The organism is Nostoc sp. 'Peltigera membranacea cyanobiont' 232 (assembly GCF_002245985.1).
Taxonomy (GTDB): domain Bacteria; phylum Cyanobacteriota; class Cyanobacteriia; order Cyanobacteriales; family Nostocaceae; genus Nostoc.
This window is the reverse complement of sequence record NZ_NOLK01000070.1, coordinates 25,056-39,512: the sequence shown is the minus strand read 5'-3', so window position 1 is coordinate 39,512 and position 14,457 is coordinate 25,056. Positions and strand designations below refer to the sequence as shown.

General features: G+C 42.2%; 17 protein-coding genes and 1 pseudogene. 12 read left to right on the top strand and 6 right to left on the bottom strand.

Features of this window, described 5'->3' with window-relative positions; translation table 11 throughout:
* Positions 1-948, top strand: a pseudogene (locus tag CDG79_RS22140) (DUF5906 domain-containing protein); the annotation flags it as partial.
* A 12-nt stretch (positions 949-960) separates the two neighbouring features.
* Positions 961-1,341 (top strand): DUF6009 family protein, encoded by a 381-nt coding sequence (locus tag CDG79_RS22135; RefSeq protein ID WP_094344050.1) that lies wholly within the window; start codon positions 961-963, stop codon positions 1,339-1,341.
* An 832-nt stretch (positions 1,342-2,173) separates the two neighbouring features.
* Here the strand turns inward: CDG79_RS22135 and CDG79_RS22130 are convergent.
* On the bottom strand, positions 2,174-2,626 hold the full coding sequence (locus CDG79_RS22130) for a nuclear transport factor 2 family protein (RefSeq protein WP_094344049.1): 453 nt from the start codon (positions 2,624-2,626) through the stop codon (positions 2,174-2,176).
* 18 nt (positions 2,627-2,644) lie between these two features.
* Positions 2,645-2,857 (bottom strand): hypothetical protein, encoded by a 213-nt coding sequence (locus CDG79_RS22125; RefSeq protein ID WP_094344048.1) that lies wholly within the window; start codon positions 2,855-2,857, stop codon positions 2,645-2,647.
* A gap of 106 nt (positions 2,858-2,963) precedes the next feature.
* On the opposite strand from CDG79_RS22125, the gene CDG79_RS22120 reads away from it, so the two are divergent.
* Complete coding sequence (locus CDG79_RS22120) at positions 2,964-3,581, top strand: TetR/AcrR family transcriptional regulator (protein WP_094344047.1); 618 nt, start codon at positions 2,964-2,966, stop codon at positions 3,579-3,581.
* Between the two features lie 55 nt (positions 3,582-3,636).
* Here the strand turns inward: CDG79_RS22120 and mobV are convergent, their stop codons facing one another.
* Together mobV and CDG79_RS41255 are read right to left on the bottom strand one after the other, a co-directional pair.
* Entirely contained in the window at positions 3,637-5,442 is a 1,806-nt protein-coding gene (gene mobV / locus CDG79_RS22115; protein ID WP_094344046.1) for a MobV family relaxase, read from the bottom strand.
* A 30-nt stretch (positions 5,443-5,472) separates the two neighbouring features.
* Complete coding sequence (locus CDG79_RS41255; protein WP_143855545.1) at positions 5,473-5,718, bottom strand: hypothetical protein; 246 nt, start codon at positions 5,716-5,718, stop codon at positions 5,473-5,475.
* Positions 5,719-5,849: 131 nt separating this feature from the next.
* Here CDG79_RS41255 and CDG79_RS22110 point away from each other — a divergent pair, with 131 nt between their 5' ends.
* From CDG79_RS22110 to CDG79_RS22085, 6 genes are all read left to right on the top strand, one after another.
* Positions 5,850-7,118: a ParM/StbA family protein gene (locus tag CDG79_RS22110; RefSeq protein WP_094344045.1), complete on the top strand. Its 1,269-nt coding sequence runs from the start codon at positions 5,850-5,852 to the stop codon at positions 7,116-7,118.
* Positions 7,115-7,579: a hypothetical protein gene (locus CDG79_RS22105; protein WP_094344044.1), complete on the top strand. Its 465-nt coding sequence runs from the start codon at positions 7,115-7,117 to the stop codon at positions 7,577-7,579. Before CDG79_RS22110 ends, CDG79_RS22105 begins: the two co-directional genes overlap by 4 nt.
* A 722-nt stretch (positions 7,580-8,301) precedes the next feature.
* Complete coding sequence (locus CDG79_RS22100) at positions 8,302-8,619, top strand: hypothetical protein (RefSeq protein ID WP_094344043.1); 318 nt, start codon at positions 8,302-8,304, stop codon at positions 8,617-8,619.
* A gap of 196 nt (positions 8,620-8,815) precedes the next feature.
* On the top strand, positions 8,816-9,478 hold the full coding sequence (locus CDG79_RS22095; protein ID WP_094344042.1) for a hypothetical protein: 663 nt from the start codon (positions 8,816-8,818) through the stop codon (positions 9,476-9,478).
* Positions 9,479-9,559: 81 nt separating this feature from the next.
* Positions 9,560-10,234: a hypothetical protein gene (locus tag CDG79_RS22090; RefSeq protein WP_094344041.1), complete on the top strand. Its 675-nt coding sequence runs from the start codon at positions 9,560-9,562 to the stop codon at positions 10,232-10,234.
* 456 nt (positions 10,235-10,690) lie between these two features.
* Positions 10,691-11,107, top strand: coding sequence for a hypothetical protein (locus CDG79_RS22085; protein WP_143855544.1), 417 nt, complete (start codon positions 10,691-10,693; stop codon positions 11,105-11,107).
* Positions 11,108-11,172: 65 nt separating this feature from the next.
* Here CDG79_RS22085 and CDG79_RS22080 read toward each other — a convergent pair whose 3' ends face one another.
* Together CDG79_RS22080 and CDG79_RS22075 are read right to left on the bottom strand one after the other, a co-directional pair.
* Positions 11,173-11,577, bottom strand: a complete 405-nt coding sequence (locus CDG79_RS22080; protein WP_094344039.1) for a hypothetical protein — start codon at positions 11,575-11,577, stop codon at positions 11,173-11,175.
* Positions 11,578-11,603: 26 nt separating this feature from the next.
* Positions 11,604-12,092 carry a hypothetical protein gene (locus tag CDG79_RS22075; RefSeq protein WP_143855543.1) on the bottom strand — a complete coding sequence of 163 codons (489 nt, stop codon included), beginning with the start codon at positions 12,090-12,092 and terminating at the stop codon, positions 11,604-11,606.
* 618 nt (positions 12,093-12,710) lie between these two features.
* Here CDG79_RS22075 and CDG79_RS22070 point away from each other — a divergent pair.
* From CDG79_RS22070 to CDG79_RS22060, 3 genes are all read left to right on the top strand, one after another.
* Positions 12,711-13,304 (top strand): ParA family protein, encoded by a 594-nt coding sequence (locus CDG79_RS22070; protein WP_094344037.1) that lies wholly within the window; start codon positions 12,711-12,713, stop codon positions 13,302-13,304.
* Positions 13,301-13,702, top strand: a complete 402-nt coding sequence (locus CDG79_RS22065; RefSeq protein ID WP_094344036.1) for a hypothetical protein — start codon at positions 13,301-13,303, stop codon at positions 13,700-13,702. The genes CDG79_RS22070 and CDG79_RS22065 overlap by 4 nt, the downstream gene beginning before the upstream one ends.
* 479 nt (positions 13,703-14,181) lie before the next feature.
* Positions 14,182-14,430, top strand: a complete 249-nt coding sequence (locus tag CDG79_RS22060; RefSeq protein WP_094344035.1) for a helix-turn-helix domain-containing protein — start codon at positions 14,182-14,184, stop codon at positions 14,428-14,430.
* Positions 14,431-14,457 lie beyond the last annotated feature (27 nt).

Below are 14,457 nucleotides of genomic sequence, written 5' to 3'. Positions count from 1 at the left end.
AACGACCTGATTTCAGAAGGCATTGATTACGAATGTACAACTGATGCTTTCTACAACCTTCAGAAAGAAAATAATCACCTATTTGACTTCATAGAAGCCGCAAACATAGGCTATGTCCCTGATAAGGAAATGACTGCAAAAGAGTTATGGGTAAGACTGGAACATTACTACACTCAAACTGGCACATTAACTATAGATTCCGATAACAACCGCAGAACGTGGAGCGAACAGGTTAGACCCAGTGACAAAAACGTGAAGGGCATCAACCAAGTCATCGCTCGAATCGCTCAACTTTTCCCCAAGGCTGTCAAGGGAACTAGGTACTGTGACATTGCTAAAAGAAACATCCCAGTACTGAAAGGCATCGGCATTTTGGAAGTTACCCGCACCACTCTAGAGGAAACCCGCACCACTTCCGCACCACTTGCCGCACCAGAAACCTCGCAAAATCAAGACTTCCGCACCACCCGCACCACTTTTTCAGATTTACAGGAAAAAAACATTGAAGAGGAAGAGGTGAAAATTGAATTGCTTTCTCCTCCAGTGAAAAAAGAAGAATATGCCACCTCAACTGGTGCGGGTGATGCGGAACCCTTGCAGGATAAGGAAAACTGCTGCGGTGAGTCCTGCGGAAATGGTGCGGATCAACTAGAAAGTGGTGCGGGTATGCCAACTGAGGATCAGGCAGCGATCGCCGCGCCAATTGCATCCGATACTGTTTCGGTAAAAGCTGAGTCTGAGTTCTCATACTCACTGTTGCAGATTGAAAAAGACGGCGGGGACATCGCAGGGTTTGTTGGTTGCCAAGTAGAAGTGCGATCGCTTGGTGGATCAGTCAAGTTTGTAGGTGAAATGATTAACTACGACTCCAAGAATGGAATTGTGACTGTGGCAACTGAGCAAGGGAACCGAGATGCAATTTTATGCGAGGCATTTGTAATTGACTAAGGAATATTCTCTATGAGCGAAAAAGCTAGATCCTTATCAGATGTTGAATTTGAGTCAAATATTGTTTGGCTAAAAGACATTAGCAATATCCCTTATGTTAGAGAACATTTTGAAAAATTTGCTAGCAGAAGAAAGGGAAAGCTTAAATATGGTAAGTATCAGGTTATTGGCTATTCCGAATTAGAAAGTGACGCTCCTAATAGTGGAATGCCTGCTTGTTTCGCTCGTCGGGTGTTTTGGCTTACTGACTATGACCGTTTCTATGAAAAAGAAGGAGTTTACAAGGTTGGTTGCCCAATGGAAGCAATAGATCCGTTAACCGTTGCCCCAAAAGTTTTAGGAAAGATAACAGAAAGAGCTTGGAATGGAACACTGTCAAATGATGTTGACTAGCAATATTTATTAGTACCCCAACGCGGGGAGCAAACTTAACTTTTGTAAATGCTTGTGCCAGTTGTAATGCCGACCGTTTAGGCTGACCACTATCGTATTGAGGTGCGCGGTAGAGAGTTCGCCGTCAAAAACTTCGTATACGAACTAAAAACTTACCCCAATGGCTCAATTTTGGCAAATTTATGTATTATCAAAAATTGGCTCCCATTATTGCTGATTTATGGCACGCCAATGGCATCTCAATGGAATTTTGAAACATTCTTTCTCAACTAATTATCACTATTGAGAATTAGGGTTAAAACTGGCTCAATTATGGCACGCCAATGGCAGGGCTATGGCATACCAAAGTCCAATCACCTAAATTCCGCATTTTTAGATATCACAGTGACATTATGCTTTCACGGGAGAATAATATTGAATTCTGACGCACAGTACGCCATATTTGGCGGAAAGTTTTTTTGAAAAAAATTGATGATTTCAATGAATTTCAAATCACTTGTCACAAAAAGAACTACTAAATAAATACGTTAATACTACAAAAGGGACTGTACAGTTCACTCTCTTCAAGGCAAGCAAACAAGGCTTGGATGATTTCTGAAAAAGCAACGCTATCGGTTGGATGTGGCAGCAGAGGGGCATCAAAGAGAGCAGGTGCAATCGCCCGATCTACAAGAAGGAAGAGATTGGTAATCTAATGGCAGGAGGCAAGATTGGCGATCGCAATCTCAGTGATAGAGTAGTGTTGCGGCGACCAAAGGGCTACCTTTCAAACATCAGTAATTCCGGCTGTGCTGCTAGTATTTTTGATGCTTCTGTAAAATTGACTATCCCGTTAGTCTTCGATTGGAGGTGCAGAAGCTTCCGCTATGCCGTAAGCTGATAAACGCTTCAATAAAGCTTCAACTAATTGTGTATCCAGGTAAGCATGGATGTATACAGCTTTGCCCCACTGCATCTTGATTATGTGAACTCCCTCATTGACATACTCCTCACCATCTGCGGGCATGGCGGTATCAACCCACTCCACAGCAATTGTTGTGTCCCAAGGAAACCCGCTAACAACAATGTTTTTAATCTCAAATTCTAATTTGGGTGACAAAAGATAAAGACGCTTAAACCACTGCCGCATTGACTCAACACTATGACGAGTCCCACCCAGGGCATGAGTGCCGCTAAAGGTATGAGTAATTGAAGGAGAAACACCTTGAAGAACTGATTCATAATTACCGTGGTTCAAATACTCAAAGGTTCTCTTGACAAACTGACGAACAAAATAGGTGTACATACGAATGGCTCCTTCCAACTAAGCTTTCGTTTTGTGCTGAGATGAACTCATAAGTTGTTTTATTTGATGTCCTTTCCACATCCACAGTCCAGTCAGAGTCAAGACTGGAATAATCAATATCCGCATAGATAGGAGAAACTCAGCTTGATTCCGCCAAGGGGAATAAACAAAGGTTCCAATTGCCACAGAACTGATGAGATGAATCCATCGGAGGAGATTTCGTTCTTTCATCGGTTTATATGTTTACGCTGACAACATTAATCTACCGCCTTATGTTTCCACTGTCAACATACTTGAGCTAAAATTTAGGCATCCTGTATATGCCTGATCACAAGTGATGTCAGAACGAGAACCTTATCATCATGGAGATTTGCGCCAAGCCCTCATTGCTGCTGCTTTAGAACTTATTTCTGAGAAGAATGTTGAAGGGGTTTCTCTACGAGAGGTGGCGCGTCGAGTCGGTGTCTCTCATGCAGCTCCCTATCGGCACTTTGCGGATAAAGAGTCTCTGCTGGCCGCTGTAGCAAAAGATGGATTTCAAATGTTGCATCACAAATTGGAAGAGGCAATTCAAAACTCATCTGCTGATCCTGTGCAGCAAATACAGGATAGTGGGGTTGCCTACATAACATTCGCTCTTGAACATCCTTCGCACTATGATTTGATGTTTGGTGCTTATCGCTCATATTCTGCTCAACAAAATCCTGAGTTGGAATATGCTGCAAGACTTGTCTTCATGGTTCTTGTTGGTGCGATTGCACGGGGACAGCAGGCAGGGGTGATTCGGGCAGATGATTCTGAACAATTAGCCTTGACAGCTTGGGCGTTAGTACATGGTTGGGCAAAGCTGTGGATGGATGGTCAAATTCCCTTCTGTGCCACTCAATCCACTCATCATCTCGCTGTCTTCGTTACCCAGATATTAGTTGAGGGACTAGCTAAAACCGAAACTTAGTACTTACTTATACAAAAAAGATTATCGGTGATGTAGCTACCTCCACACTACCTATTTAAAGACTCAATTCATCATCCTGCTCCTGCTGTTGCTGATTCTGTTGCCTTAACTGCTGCCCATAATCGAGTAGCTGCTGATTCCAATCGTCAGCTTTGCACTTGATCCTGAATGACTGTGGCAGTAGTTCCTTAACAACTCGTGCAGCTGCATTACCCTCATCGTCCGAGTCAAAAGCCACTTGTAAATTAGGAATATGCTGCAATTGTTCTACTGGTAAGCTTTTGGGATTATCTACCGCCATGTACAAAGTTCTATTGGGTGGCACGTCGCCTCTAAGCTGATATTCCAGCATGGCGAAAGACACGGCATCGATGGGCGATTTCAAAAGCACCACTTTCTCTACAGGATCAGTTGGCTGTCCGCCTAAGCGGAAGTGAAACCAGCCCTCACGCCGCTTAGTCCCTTTCTCGTAACCTTTGAAAGTATTGTTTTCGCCCCGTGTCCCTCGCAGGAACGCACCTTTGCCCTGGGGTTCTTCGCCAAGATTCCGCATGACGAACACAGCGTTTTGTTGGTCATCAGCGTAAACTAACCCTCTTTTATGCAGAAGTTCCACAAAATTTTCAGGTATTCCCCGTTTCTGGGTCAGGTAGTTGGAGACAGAAGACCACTTGCTTTTTTCCTCAACAGGTAGCTGAAACGGGGTTCGCGGTTCTAACTGTATAATCTCAGCAGCCACTTCACGAGTTTTTGCGATCGCTGCCCCAATAGCCCCAGCTTCACCAAATCGCTCATGCAACCAGACGACCGCTTGCCGTAGATTGCAATTGTTGACGTGCATCACCAAGTCAATTGCACCGCCGCCACCCTTCTGCTGTTCGGGGGCGAAGTCGTAGAATTTGGGCCCATCTATATTAATGATGTGTCCGTGACCCCGCCACCGCTCACGCTCGTAATTTAGCCCCAACTCCCAGGCGACATCCTCTAAGTCCAAGTCGCGCAGTTGTTGGGTTTTCAATTCCAGCTCGCGCACAATTTCTTCTAGCCGTTGTCGTTCCTTCTCGCTGGCTCTAGCCCGTTGCTCTGCCCTCTCCAATCGCTCTGCCATGAAAGCCCGGTCAGCGAGTTGGTGGTTGATGGCGTGGAATTGGTCATCATTCTGAATCCGGGCAACGTAATTTGTAGCTGATTCAAAAGGTTCGGGTTCAAGTTTTTTATTCGACCAGACGGCAGTGAGTGGTTCACTGTTAACGGCTTGGTAATATTCTTTGACTTTGGTGTGGGTTGCCTTACTGCCCTTGACCCCCCGTTCAATGCCCAAAGGAGCAAGTGCAGCAGCATAGCTATCTTGCAGCTTGGATAACTTAATGCTGGCAGCACGACCATTACCCCCAAACATTTCTTTGTGGCTTAACTGCTTGGTTTTCTCGTTGATCGGTACAACATAGGCATGAATGTGAGGAGTAGCTTCATCCAAATGCAATTCTGCCCTGACGCATTTATCACCATAGTTGTTGACTAGCCAACTGCGAGAAGCCTTAACAAAGTCCAGCATTCGGGGATTATCCCATTCGCCTGGCTTTGATGGATCATCGGGGCGAAAATATTCTGGGGATGCTGAAAGAAAAATATCGCTACACAGCACGGCATCCTTGCGCGGTTTGTGTAAAGTTGTGTTGGCTATCTTGTTTTTCACCAAAACTTCAAGCGGTGAATCATCCTCCATGCCAATCAGCCGGATATTTTTTTTAGTGGTGTCGGCATTTGGGGTATCTTGTAAACGTGCGGTATGCTTCTCGCTACCGCCAATGTTGCCGAAAGACTTGAGTTTTTCAACGCGCAGAATCGCTAAAGCCACCATTCTTTTTTCTCGGATTTTACAGTTGTGCCATCATGTGTGCAAACTCCCCGCAGGGGCGAACGTAACTTCTGCGTCTTGAGCGAAGCGAAAGATGGGCGCAGCCCACCCGCAGGGCGCGGAAGTGTAGTGAGTACACCACCAACATGGTACACCGAGACGAAATTCTGCGGCAACAGCACCCACTCCTGCTGCAAAGCGACCTCTTGGCACAAATATAGAGCAACTCAGCACAAATATTGAGCAACTTGGCACAATTTGGTCAGCCGAAATTGGCATTTAGGGTCATGAACCGAGGTAAATCACGAGTGCCAGATTGTGCTAAATTAGTGCAATATCTGCACTCCTGTAGTGCCATTCTGCTCTAAATCTGCACCAAAATTAAATCATCGTTTTAACCAGCTATTTGCATGACTGACATTTACCTCAGCGTGGACGTTGGTGGGTCGCAAACTAAGATAATTTATCAAGTGGATGACCAGACTAAACCAAATTATGTTCTGCTGCCACCAGCGATAGAAGAGATTACTAAGGATAAACTCAATTTTTTCATGGAACGCTTGGGCTGGATTGGTAGCCCCTCACCAGACCAACAACTGTGGGTTGAGTGGAATAACAGAGTGGTGGTGTTGGGTGAGTTCGCGGCTAACTTTGATCCGCTTGACCGGATTAAGGAACTTAAATATGAGAATGCCTTGTGGAAGGTACTGGGGGCTGTTGGCTTAATTGTTGAACTCAGCTTAGTTAAGGTGACGGCGAAAAAACAAATTAACTTGGAGTTGGCGTTACTTCTGCCGTGGAATGAGTACAGCGATCGCCGTCGCTTTGAAGAACAGTTACGGGTGATGCTGGCTAATTTTACGGTACGCAAACAATATTTAAAGGTGAACTTAGAGCGTTTCTTGTGCCGTCCTGAAGGTGGGGGATTAGCGGCACTGCGAATCAAACAGCAGGGGGTAGATTGGTTACGCACTTCCCAACTGGCGGTGTTGATGTTCGGTCACAGGAACACGACAGCACTTTATTTCGACCGGGGGCAACTGAAGCTGGGGGATAGTCCACTGTTGGGCTTTGCCAATATGTTGGATATCGTGCTGGATATGACCAGTGGTTTAGACCGAGAGCGTTTAGCTAATTCTTTATTTGATGCACGCTACACGATTATTAATAAGGTCTACAGCAAAGACCGTAATTGCTCGGCACGCCCTGATTGGATAACTTTTGACCGAATACAAGCCCTAGCAAGTGCGAAAGACCCCACTTTAAGACAAAAAGAAATTTCTCATATTGCTGATGCAATCAGAGTAGCAACAGCCCAATATTGGGATAAACTCAATCGGTGGATGGACAAAATATTACCCAGACCGTTGAACGAAGTAATCATCGGTGGGGGCGCTGCTTACCATGTAGAAGTTGAGTTGGAGAAGTATTTTAATTGTGCATGGCAACTCAAGAAAATAGATACGTATAGCAGTGTTTACGAGAGAACTGGTCAATACATCCCCAAAGACGACAAATTGCCAATGATACCGATGGTTTGGGGTAGCGGTTTTATAACTCAGGTGCAAGAAACTTTTAATTTAGATGAAGAACAAACGTACAGGTATAGTACCTCAGCGCGTTTGGTGGACTGCTTTGGGATGTTTGATTATTTGTTGGGGATGGAGACAAGTCAATGAACCAAAGCAAAAAGAAACGCAAGTCTCTTTCTTTGCGGCTTCAGCCTTATGAGGGTGATGTTTTAGCGGAGGTGGTTGATTACTTGAACTCGTTGCCCAAGGATGAGGCACAGCGTAAGATGGCTGATATCTTGGTGGCTGCTTTCTTGCCAGTGGCGCGGTATTCAAGCGGTAATTTTACGCCAGAGCAGATCCGTTTTGCTTGCTGGGAAGCGCAAGACTCGTTGAATAAACACGGTAGTTATATGCGTTTTGCACTGTCGGTGGAACAACCGCAGTTTGTTCTGTCACAGCCAGCGTTGACTGCACCAGTTGTAACTGTCAATGCCCCAAGCTACAAGAGTAATGCTTTAGAGTCGCCTGAGCTTTCAGGGGAAGCGGCTGATTCAATCAGACCCGCTTCAATAGTTCAAGGTCAGGCTTCGTCTCAAGAATTGGATGCGATTTTTGTCGGAGATTGAGCGAAGAATATTTGAACAATAGCCGCCGCAGTTGTAGCTGTTAACTGTGAGGCGGCTATTGTCGTGCTTATGTAGTTTGTTGGTAGTCTTTTTTGAGGGCTATTTTTTTCTTTTTCGGTTTTGGCTGTCAAAAACTTTCCGCCAAATATGGCGTACTGTGCGTCAAAAAAAGATGGATTACAGAGCTTATGCGCTAATTAGCGTGTTTAAAACTCGTTGGCAAATATGGGGATAAATCAGGTGACTTTTGGGAATTATTGGGAATTATTGAGCTAATGAGAATTTGGTGACTGGAAGATGTTGAAGAGGTTAAAAAATCAGGGATGAATTTGAATTTGCGTTCTGTAGGATTGGGATATATTGAGTTTAATTGGTGAGAATTGGTGAAAATCGGGAATTTGGGCGATTTTCGGTGTCACGCACAAAACAGCAAATTCAAAGCACAATTGTAATCTTTCACAAGATTTATTTACAAAGGCTGAAGGCATTACGGTATAGGCGTTTTAGCCTTTTAGGAACAATTATTAACAAGGGGTCAAAAACGGGGTAAATTTTTGTAGATTTAATGTTGAGTCTTGGTTCTCGTTCAAGCCGAATGCTCAACGTTTACTTTGAAAGTGATCAACTACGATAGCCAAGCGATCGCGCATCTTGTGGTCAACCTAATCCAAGATAGAATCAGGAACGAAAAAATTCAATTGATGATGAGCCAGGGGTAAGCGATGGAAGCCAAAAGCGAAGTGACAATAAAATTTAGTGGCGAACTACCAACAGCTACACCTCTTGAGAATAAGAAAGTTGCAATCGAGTTCACTGACCAGAACGGTATAGTCTTCACTGCTCAAGTTAATGCCAAAAGCTGGCGGAAGGCTGAGGCTAGCGCCTCAGAATTCGCAGACTGGGCTGGGGCTGTATCGGGGAAGCTTGGCCAACGCACAGAGAACGGGTTTGAAATTATTGACGCTGGGGTTCAAATCTTTGAAAAGAAAGCGAAAGAGCCTAAACCAGATGTAGGGGTGGCTGAAGCTGGCGCAAGTTAATAGATGTGTCTTAAGCATTCATGTTCAATGAAAGGAAGAGCATGGATGCTAAGGCATTTGTTCATCTTTGGGTATAAGTTCCCATTAAAGATACTTAAGGCTTTTGGAATAGATTGAAAGAAGAATATCTTAGTGAGAGCCGCAGTTTACAATCATAAAAGCAATTCAAAAAATTACAGATTTTAATTTTGTCCGCATGACAATTACGAACGATACACAGCAGTTATTAGTTAATAATCAACAGATAAGGCCGACAGAGCCACTAGAATCTCGTGCAATTGGTCGGCTCTGGGGGAAGTATGTACCAAGTAGTGAGCTTATTTATCAAGGACAACTAATAACTGCTGACGGTGTAATGCTTGAGACAAACCTTGCTAAGAGAGCATCGAAATTAGTTCAACAATCTCAACTTGATTTATCAGTTGATTACCTGTGGACTGTTTACCCCAGAACACCATTCAAAGATTCTCCGACCAAACTTCGGGTGACTTTGATAAATGTTCGCAAGGAAAAAGAATATACCGACTCAGTAAAAAGCGAATTGCAGTTAGTAGCTGATAACTTTTCTGTACAAGGATTAGTTATATATCAAGACTATGAATTTGGGATAGTACTCGTTAAAATTCACCAAAAACCTCAGAGAGAATTTGAACCACCCAAAGATTTCCAACTAAGACTAATCGGATTTTTACCATCAAATTCGATTCATAAATTCTGGAATTTTAATGTGCGACGTGTCGGGACTAGCTTAGTAATTCAATCAGGGGAGTGCATTAAATTACAGGAGCGTGAGCAATCATCTACTTCAGATATCTCAACCAGCACGGCTGGATATACTACTGAGTTAACTGAAAGCTAAACCGACAGAAAACTGTAATTATTCCCTTCTTAATTACTGATTTAATCAACGTTTCAGAGTGCATTGCCGCAATAATTTATTATGCCTAAACGTAAATCCACCAAGACTAATAGTTCATCATCTCAACAAGAAGCTGCGCCAAATCAACCTGCCATTTTGCGTGTCGTCAAGCAAAAATCTACTGCCACAGACGATAATAACTCTGCACAATCTGAATCACCATCAACTAGCGTACCAACAGAAAATCAGCCAGTTGAGCCGGAATTAGAAGTAAATAATAACCAGAGTCAAAGCATTGCAGTTTCAGAATCAAATAGTAGTCCTGTCCTGATTTATGACGCTGTGCCTCAAACAATAGAAGCAGAGTATGAACAGTTAGCTTTACCGACAACTCTCGAAGCCGCACCAGTTAATTCATCATCATCAACTGCTTTGATTGAAAATACCTCTGCTGAACATGAGCAATCAGAGATAGAAACAGAGCAACCGCAATTAAGGAATAAACCAGCCTATAAAAAGTTATCAACAGCAACTAATAGTTCAGGACAGACTTTTACTGTCAAACAAAAGATTGAGGTAAGTACAGGTAACTTTGGTACACAAACGGTTTTTATTATCTCTTTATATGAAGCACCAGATAGCAGTATTTGGGCTTATTACCATCCTGTAGATAAAAACCAAAGACAGCTATGGAAGCGGGGGTGCTGTCGGATTGAGGATTTGAAAAAGCTTTCAATGGAAGTAAGTACTAGTTGAGCGAGTAAGTAGGAAGCTTACTGTTCAGTTGTCGTAAAGCAATTTTGAAGAGTTAATGATCATTCAGGGGATTAAGATTTGCTCATTGTAATATGGGCATATATACGGAAAGCCTTATACTGAAACAGAGTTATTCTCTTCTGTTCTTTAAAGAACATATACCACATCATTCCCCCCTGTTGGGGGTATTTTTATGGCAGTAGTGGTAAGCGTGAGTGCCGGAGACATCAATGAATTGACAATACTTTAAGGTAGCGATTCCACGTATGACTAAGAACGTTGAACACAGCCCAAGAACGCCCTATTTTCGTTTTCAGCCTCTATTTTTGAAATCGCAGCTATCTTGACTCAACCTCTAAATAGGGTTGCAAACATAGCTTGCAAGTGTCATAAAACTATCTCATAATGGTAGTCCAACTCCAGCACGGAGGCAGGTGGCATAAAGAGAAGGTGAAATTGAAAAATATAGCTGGAAATGATGTATCTATTTTTTTGTTCCAATTTGAATTATGCGGTTATGGCATTGACTTTGTTTTGAATGAGGTTATTGCCTCTGACATGTACCAAGATGTAGATGAGAAAATAAAACCGCTTGTCCACGCATGTTGCGAAACACTTTCACGGTACAAACACTTGAGCATCAGCAAGGTCATTATGGACGGCAATTTTCTTGTTACAGGAGAATTTGAGGTGATGCTGAGTAAGGGGTTAGGACGACACTTTATACATCAGGAAAAGGAGCGGTTATTTCAGGATGCCAAGAATATTGCCGATCTCTTAGCGGTGGTAATGAATAGAAGAACTCAAGAACAAGAGGAAGGGAGAACACGGAGTTCATCCTCAATAGATCACTCACCAATTCCTGATAAGTGAATCAAGCTGAGAATTTCACCAATGTTCTCCGCAACTTCCTCAGCTAAGAATCTTTTCTCAATTTTCTAAAAGCTTCCTAATTTATTTTTAATTGTTTCCAAAGCATCCAGATAATCTATATAAATAGATTTAAAATATTCTCTGGCTGTTATTGTTTGATATTCTTTTAAATATCTTGCTAATATGCTGCCTTGATAAAGTTTATCATAATTGTTTATTAAAGAATCATTAAAACCTAAATCATAGTCAATATCTTGAACAAAAAACCAACGGCGTTCATGTTGGGTTTTAAACTGTATATACTCTTGACCTATATTGACTCCATTATGTTTAGCATAAGCTTCTACATAATGGAGTGCTGAATAAAAACACATAGTAACTGCCCAATCATATAATCCAGATTGGGCAGTAGCTTTTGCGGCTTCTTCATTCAGTTCAGATTGTTTTTTATGGATAGAAGCCCTTGGCATTTTTGTAATTTAAACACAAGTAAAATCTACAAAACAGCAATTTTCTGGTCGTCAAAAGCAGAAACTAATTCAGTCCTAAAATAATACCTTTCATTAGTTGTATTTCTCAACATCCTGCATTCATGAGAAACCAGGCTTCGAGCTTCTTCTAAAATTCGCTCTATTCTTTCAGGGTTTAACTCTGGTTCAGAATATTCTTCATAGGGATTAATTGAGTTCAGCAGTTTGATTTGAAATGTAACAGCATGGTAATTGCCAGGGATTGAAAAAATAGGTTTTACTGATTCAATACCATCCAGTTGAATCAGTTTATGAACTATTTTTTCTATGTAATTTTTTTCTAAATTCTCAAAAGCAGTAAGAATGTCAATATCACGGATTTGTCTTGATAAAACCTGTATAGATTTATAACTTCCAGACAAGAGATATTTTCTAGGCAAGAGAGTTTTTTTTGTCAAATCCAGAGATTGAATGTACTCAACAGTTGTTGTTCGCAATCTCGGAGCAGTTACCATCTGTTTCTCTCCCATAAGCTTAAATGAAAATTGTCTGAATTTTACTGCAACACCATAATGAGTCATACATACAAATGTACGGCATTTTCCGCAAAAAAGCATTAGACTATAGACTCTAAAGCCTACTCCTCGCAAGAAAGGCGAACAGCATTGGCTCTCAAAAGCACTGCTGCTACTTGGTTTGAAAACTATCGGTAAGAAATTAAATGCTGAAGTTTCTTACTTTAGTCCTTTTCTCCTTTTCTGAGCATTTTTACCATCTGCGGCAATCCGGCGATCGCCCGTGCAGTCGTGAAATATTGGTGGTAAGATATGCTGCTTTTTATTTTGAATTGGCGAAAATACGCATTGCTAACAATTTATGTTATTGCCAATACAACTGTTTGCGAATAAACTCACGGGGACTGTACTAACCAGTAGACCATCCTCCAGGGGTTGAGTCAAACTATCGCTGTTCAGGTTTACTCTGTCCAAGCTGACGGTTGATACTTTGGAATATTTTAGATTTTTGAATTGGTGAAATGTTGTATTATCGCCAAGTTAGCATTTTATAAATAAAGAAATACAAATTTTCGCCATTTTAAGAGTAAACTAGCAGCATTTACTGGAGTACACAGAGTGATAATCACCCTTGCCAGTTTCAAGGGAGGTGTTGCCAAAACAACAAGCGCCATCCATATTGCTTGCTTTCTATCTCAGCATGGCAGTACTTTGCTAGTTGATGGCGACCCAAACCACAGTGCTACAGGATGGGCAAAGCGAGGAGCATTACCCTTTAAAGTTGTGGATTTACTACAAGCTCCTATGCACAGCCGTAATTTTGATCATGTGGTCATTGACACAGCAGCTAGGCCAAGCCACGAAGATTTAGAAGCACTCGCAGATGGGTGTAATCTATTAATTCTGCCTACTACCCCTGATGCTTTAGCGATGGATGCACTGTTGCAGACTGTAGGCGCTCTCAAATCATTAGGCAGCGATCGCTATCGTGTGTTGCTTACAATCATTCCCCCAGCCCCCCGCTTAACCGGACAGCAGGCACGGGAAGCATTGTCGGCAGAGGGAATACCACTATTTCAACATGGGATTAGACGATTTGCTGTTTATGAAAAAGCGGCACTGGAGGGGTTGCCAGTTTATCAAGTAAAAGACCGCAGCAGCAAAATAGCATGGCGCGAGTATCAAGAGGTGGGTAAGGAGATATTGTCATGAACAACCCTAAGCCTAGCCCTTTTAAAAAGTTATTTGAAACCAAAGAGGAAGAACCACAAATTGAGCCAGAACAACCGTTAGAAGTAATCACAGAGAGTAACGTGACACAGACTCCAACACCACAAAAGACAGCGCCAATTCAAGAAGAACCCCGTAAACGTGGCAGACCTGCAACAGGTAAGCGGTCTGATGATGCTTGGATTGGGCGCACCTACTATGTGAAACGCTCAACAGATTTAGATGTAGAGGAAGAATTACTTAAACTAAAAAGACGTGGCGTAGAGATTGATAAAAGCGAATTGGTAGATTTTCTAATGGCTGTCTGGGTGAAATGGCAGCAAGGTGAAAATATAGATTTACTAATTGACGAATTTACGCCAAGGCGAAATTCTAAATAAAATTGAGTCGTTGCTGAATGAGGAGAGCGAGAAGAATCAGGTGCGGTGGGGAGGGACTGTATTGTTTAACCTAGCTACTGAGGCGATCGCTCAAAATACTGAGCAGTCCTTTTTCCTTTTATGAGGAACTGGGATTGGCTTCTGGGCACTGGTATCAGATGGGAATCCACCAGACGTTTGTACCAGTAGACTATCGCTTTTAATAAATCCTGGTTTCCACGGTAGTAGAAATAAAAATAATGTAATATTTTTAACGCTATATATATTGATATTCAAGGGTAAGCTTACTTATTAATAACGTCTAATTGTTATTTGAAAATTTGTTTAAATAGAAATTTACTAATAATAAACCTAACTAATTTTACCTAGCTATCTAAATTCAAACTTCAGTGGTTTCCACCTCGGCGAAGTTAAATTTATATAGATAGTATGTAACTTGATATATCACTTACCGCCCTTGGGAGTGAGTATTAATTTAAATGAATATCAAGAAGCCGTTAGCTATTAAGCAGCCTGAAGTCGGCAAGCTTATCCGCGAACTGCGCCTACAAACGGGTCTAACTCAAGAACAGTTTGCAGCAGTATTAGGTGTAACTTTCCCCACTGTTAATCGGTGGGAAAATGGGCGCAATCAGCCCTCACCTATCGCTATGAAGCAGATAGAAAAAATGCTGTTAGAGGTGGGCGATCGCGGACAAGAATTGCTGGCGAAATATTCGACTCCATAGTTTATTTAGGATGATTTTTGGGCTGAG

Bases quoted from the DNA above. Each gene is read 5' to 3' on its own strand.
- CDG79_RS22125 (WP_094344048.1), bottom strand. From the start codon at position 2,857: ATGAAAGAACGAAATCTCCTCCGATGGATTCATCTCATCAGTTCTGTG.
- CDG79_RS22090 (WP_094344041.1), top strand. From the start codon at position 9,560: ATGCCTAAACGTAAATCCACCAAGACTAATAGTTCATCATCTCAACAA.
- CDG79_RS22065 (WP_094344036.1), top strand. From the start codon at position 13,301: ATGAACAACCCTAAGCCTAGCCCTTTTAAAAAGTTATTTGAAACCAAA.
- CDG79_RS22080 (WP_094344039.1), bottom strand. From the start codon at position 11,577: ATGCCAAGGGCTTCTATCCATAAAAAACAATCTGAACTGAATGAAGAA.
- CDG79_RS22060 (WP_094344035.1), top strand. From the start codon at position 14,182: ATGAATATCAAGAAGCCGTTAGCTATTAAGCAGCCTGAAGTCGGCAAG.
- CDG79_RS22110 (WP_094344045.1), top strand. From the start codon at position 5,850: ATGACTGACATTTACCTCAGCGTGGACGTTGGTGGGTCGCAAACTAAG.
- CDG79_RS22120 (WP_094344047.1), top strand. From the start codon at position 2,964: ATGTCAGAACGAGAACCTTATCATCATGGAGATTTGCGCCAAGCCCTC.
- CDG79_RS22130 (WP_094344049.1), bottom strand. From the start codon at position 2,626: ATGTACACCTATTTTGTTCGTCAGTTTGTCAAGAGAACCTTTGAGTAT.
- CDG79_RS22075 (WP_143855543.1), bottom strand. From the start codon at position 12,092: ATGGTAACTGCTCCGAGATTGCGAACAACAACTGTTGAGTACATTCAA.
- CDG79_RS22100 (WP_094344043.1), top strand. From the start codon at position 8,302: ATGGAAGCCAAAAGCGAAGTGACAATAAAATTTAGTGGCGAACTACCA.
- CDG79_RS22135 (WP_094344050.1), top strand. From the start codon at position 961: ATGAGCGAAAAAGCTAGATCCTTATCAGATGTTGAATTTGAGTCAAAT.
- CDG79_RS22105 (WP_094344044.1), top strand. From the start codon at position 7,115: ATGAACCAAAGCAAAAAGAAACGCAAGTCTCTTTCTTTGCGGCTTCAG.
- CDG79_RS41255 (WP_143855545.1), bottom strand. From the start codon at position 5,718: ATGCCAATTTCGGCTGACCAAATTGTGCCAAGTTGCTCAATATTTGTG.
- mobV (WP_094344046.1), bottom strand. From the start codon at position 5,442: ATGGTGGCTTTAGCGATTCTGCGCGTTGAAAAACTCAAGTCTTTCGGC.
- CDG79_RS22095 (WP_094344042.1), top strand. From the start codon at position 8,816: ATGACAATTACGAACGATACACAGCAGTTATTAGTTAATAATCAACAG.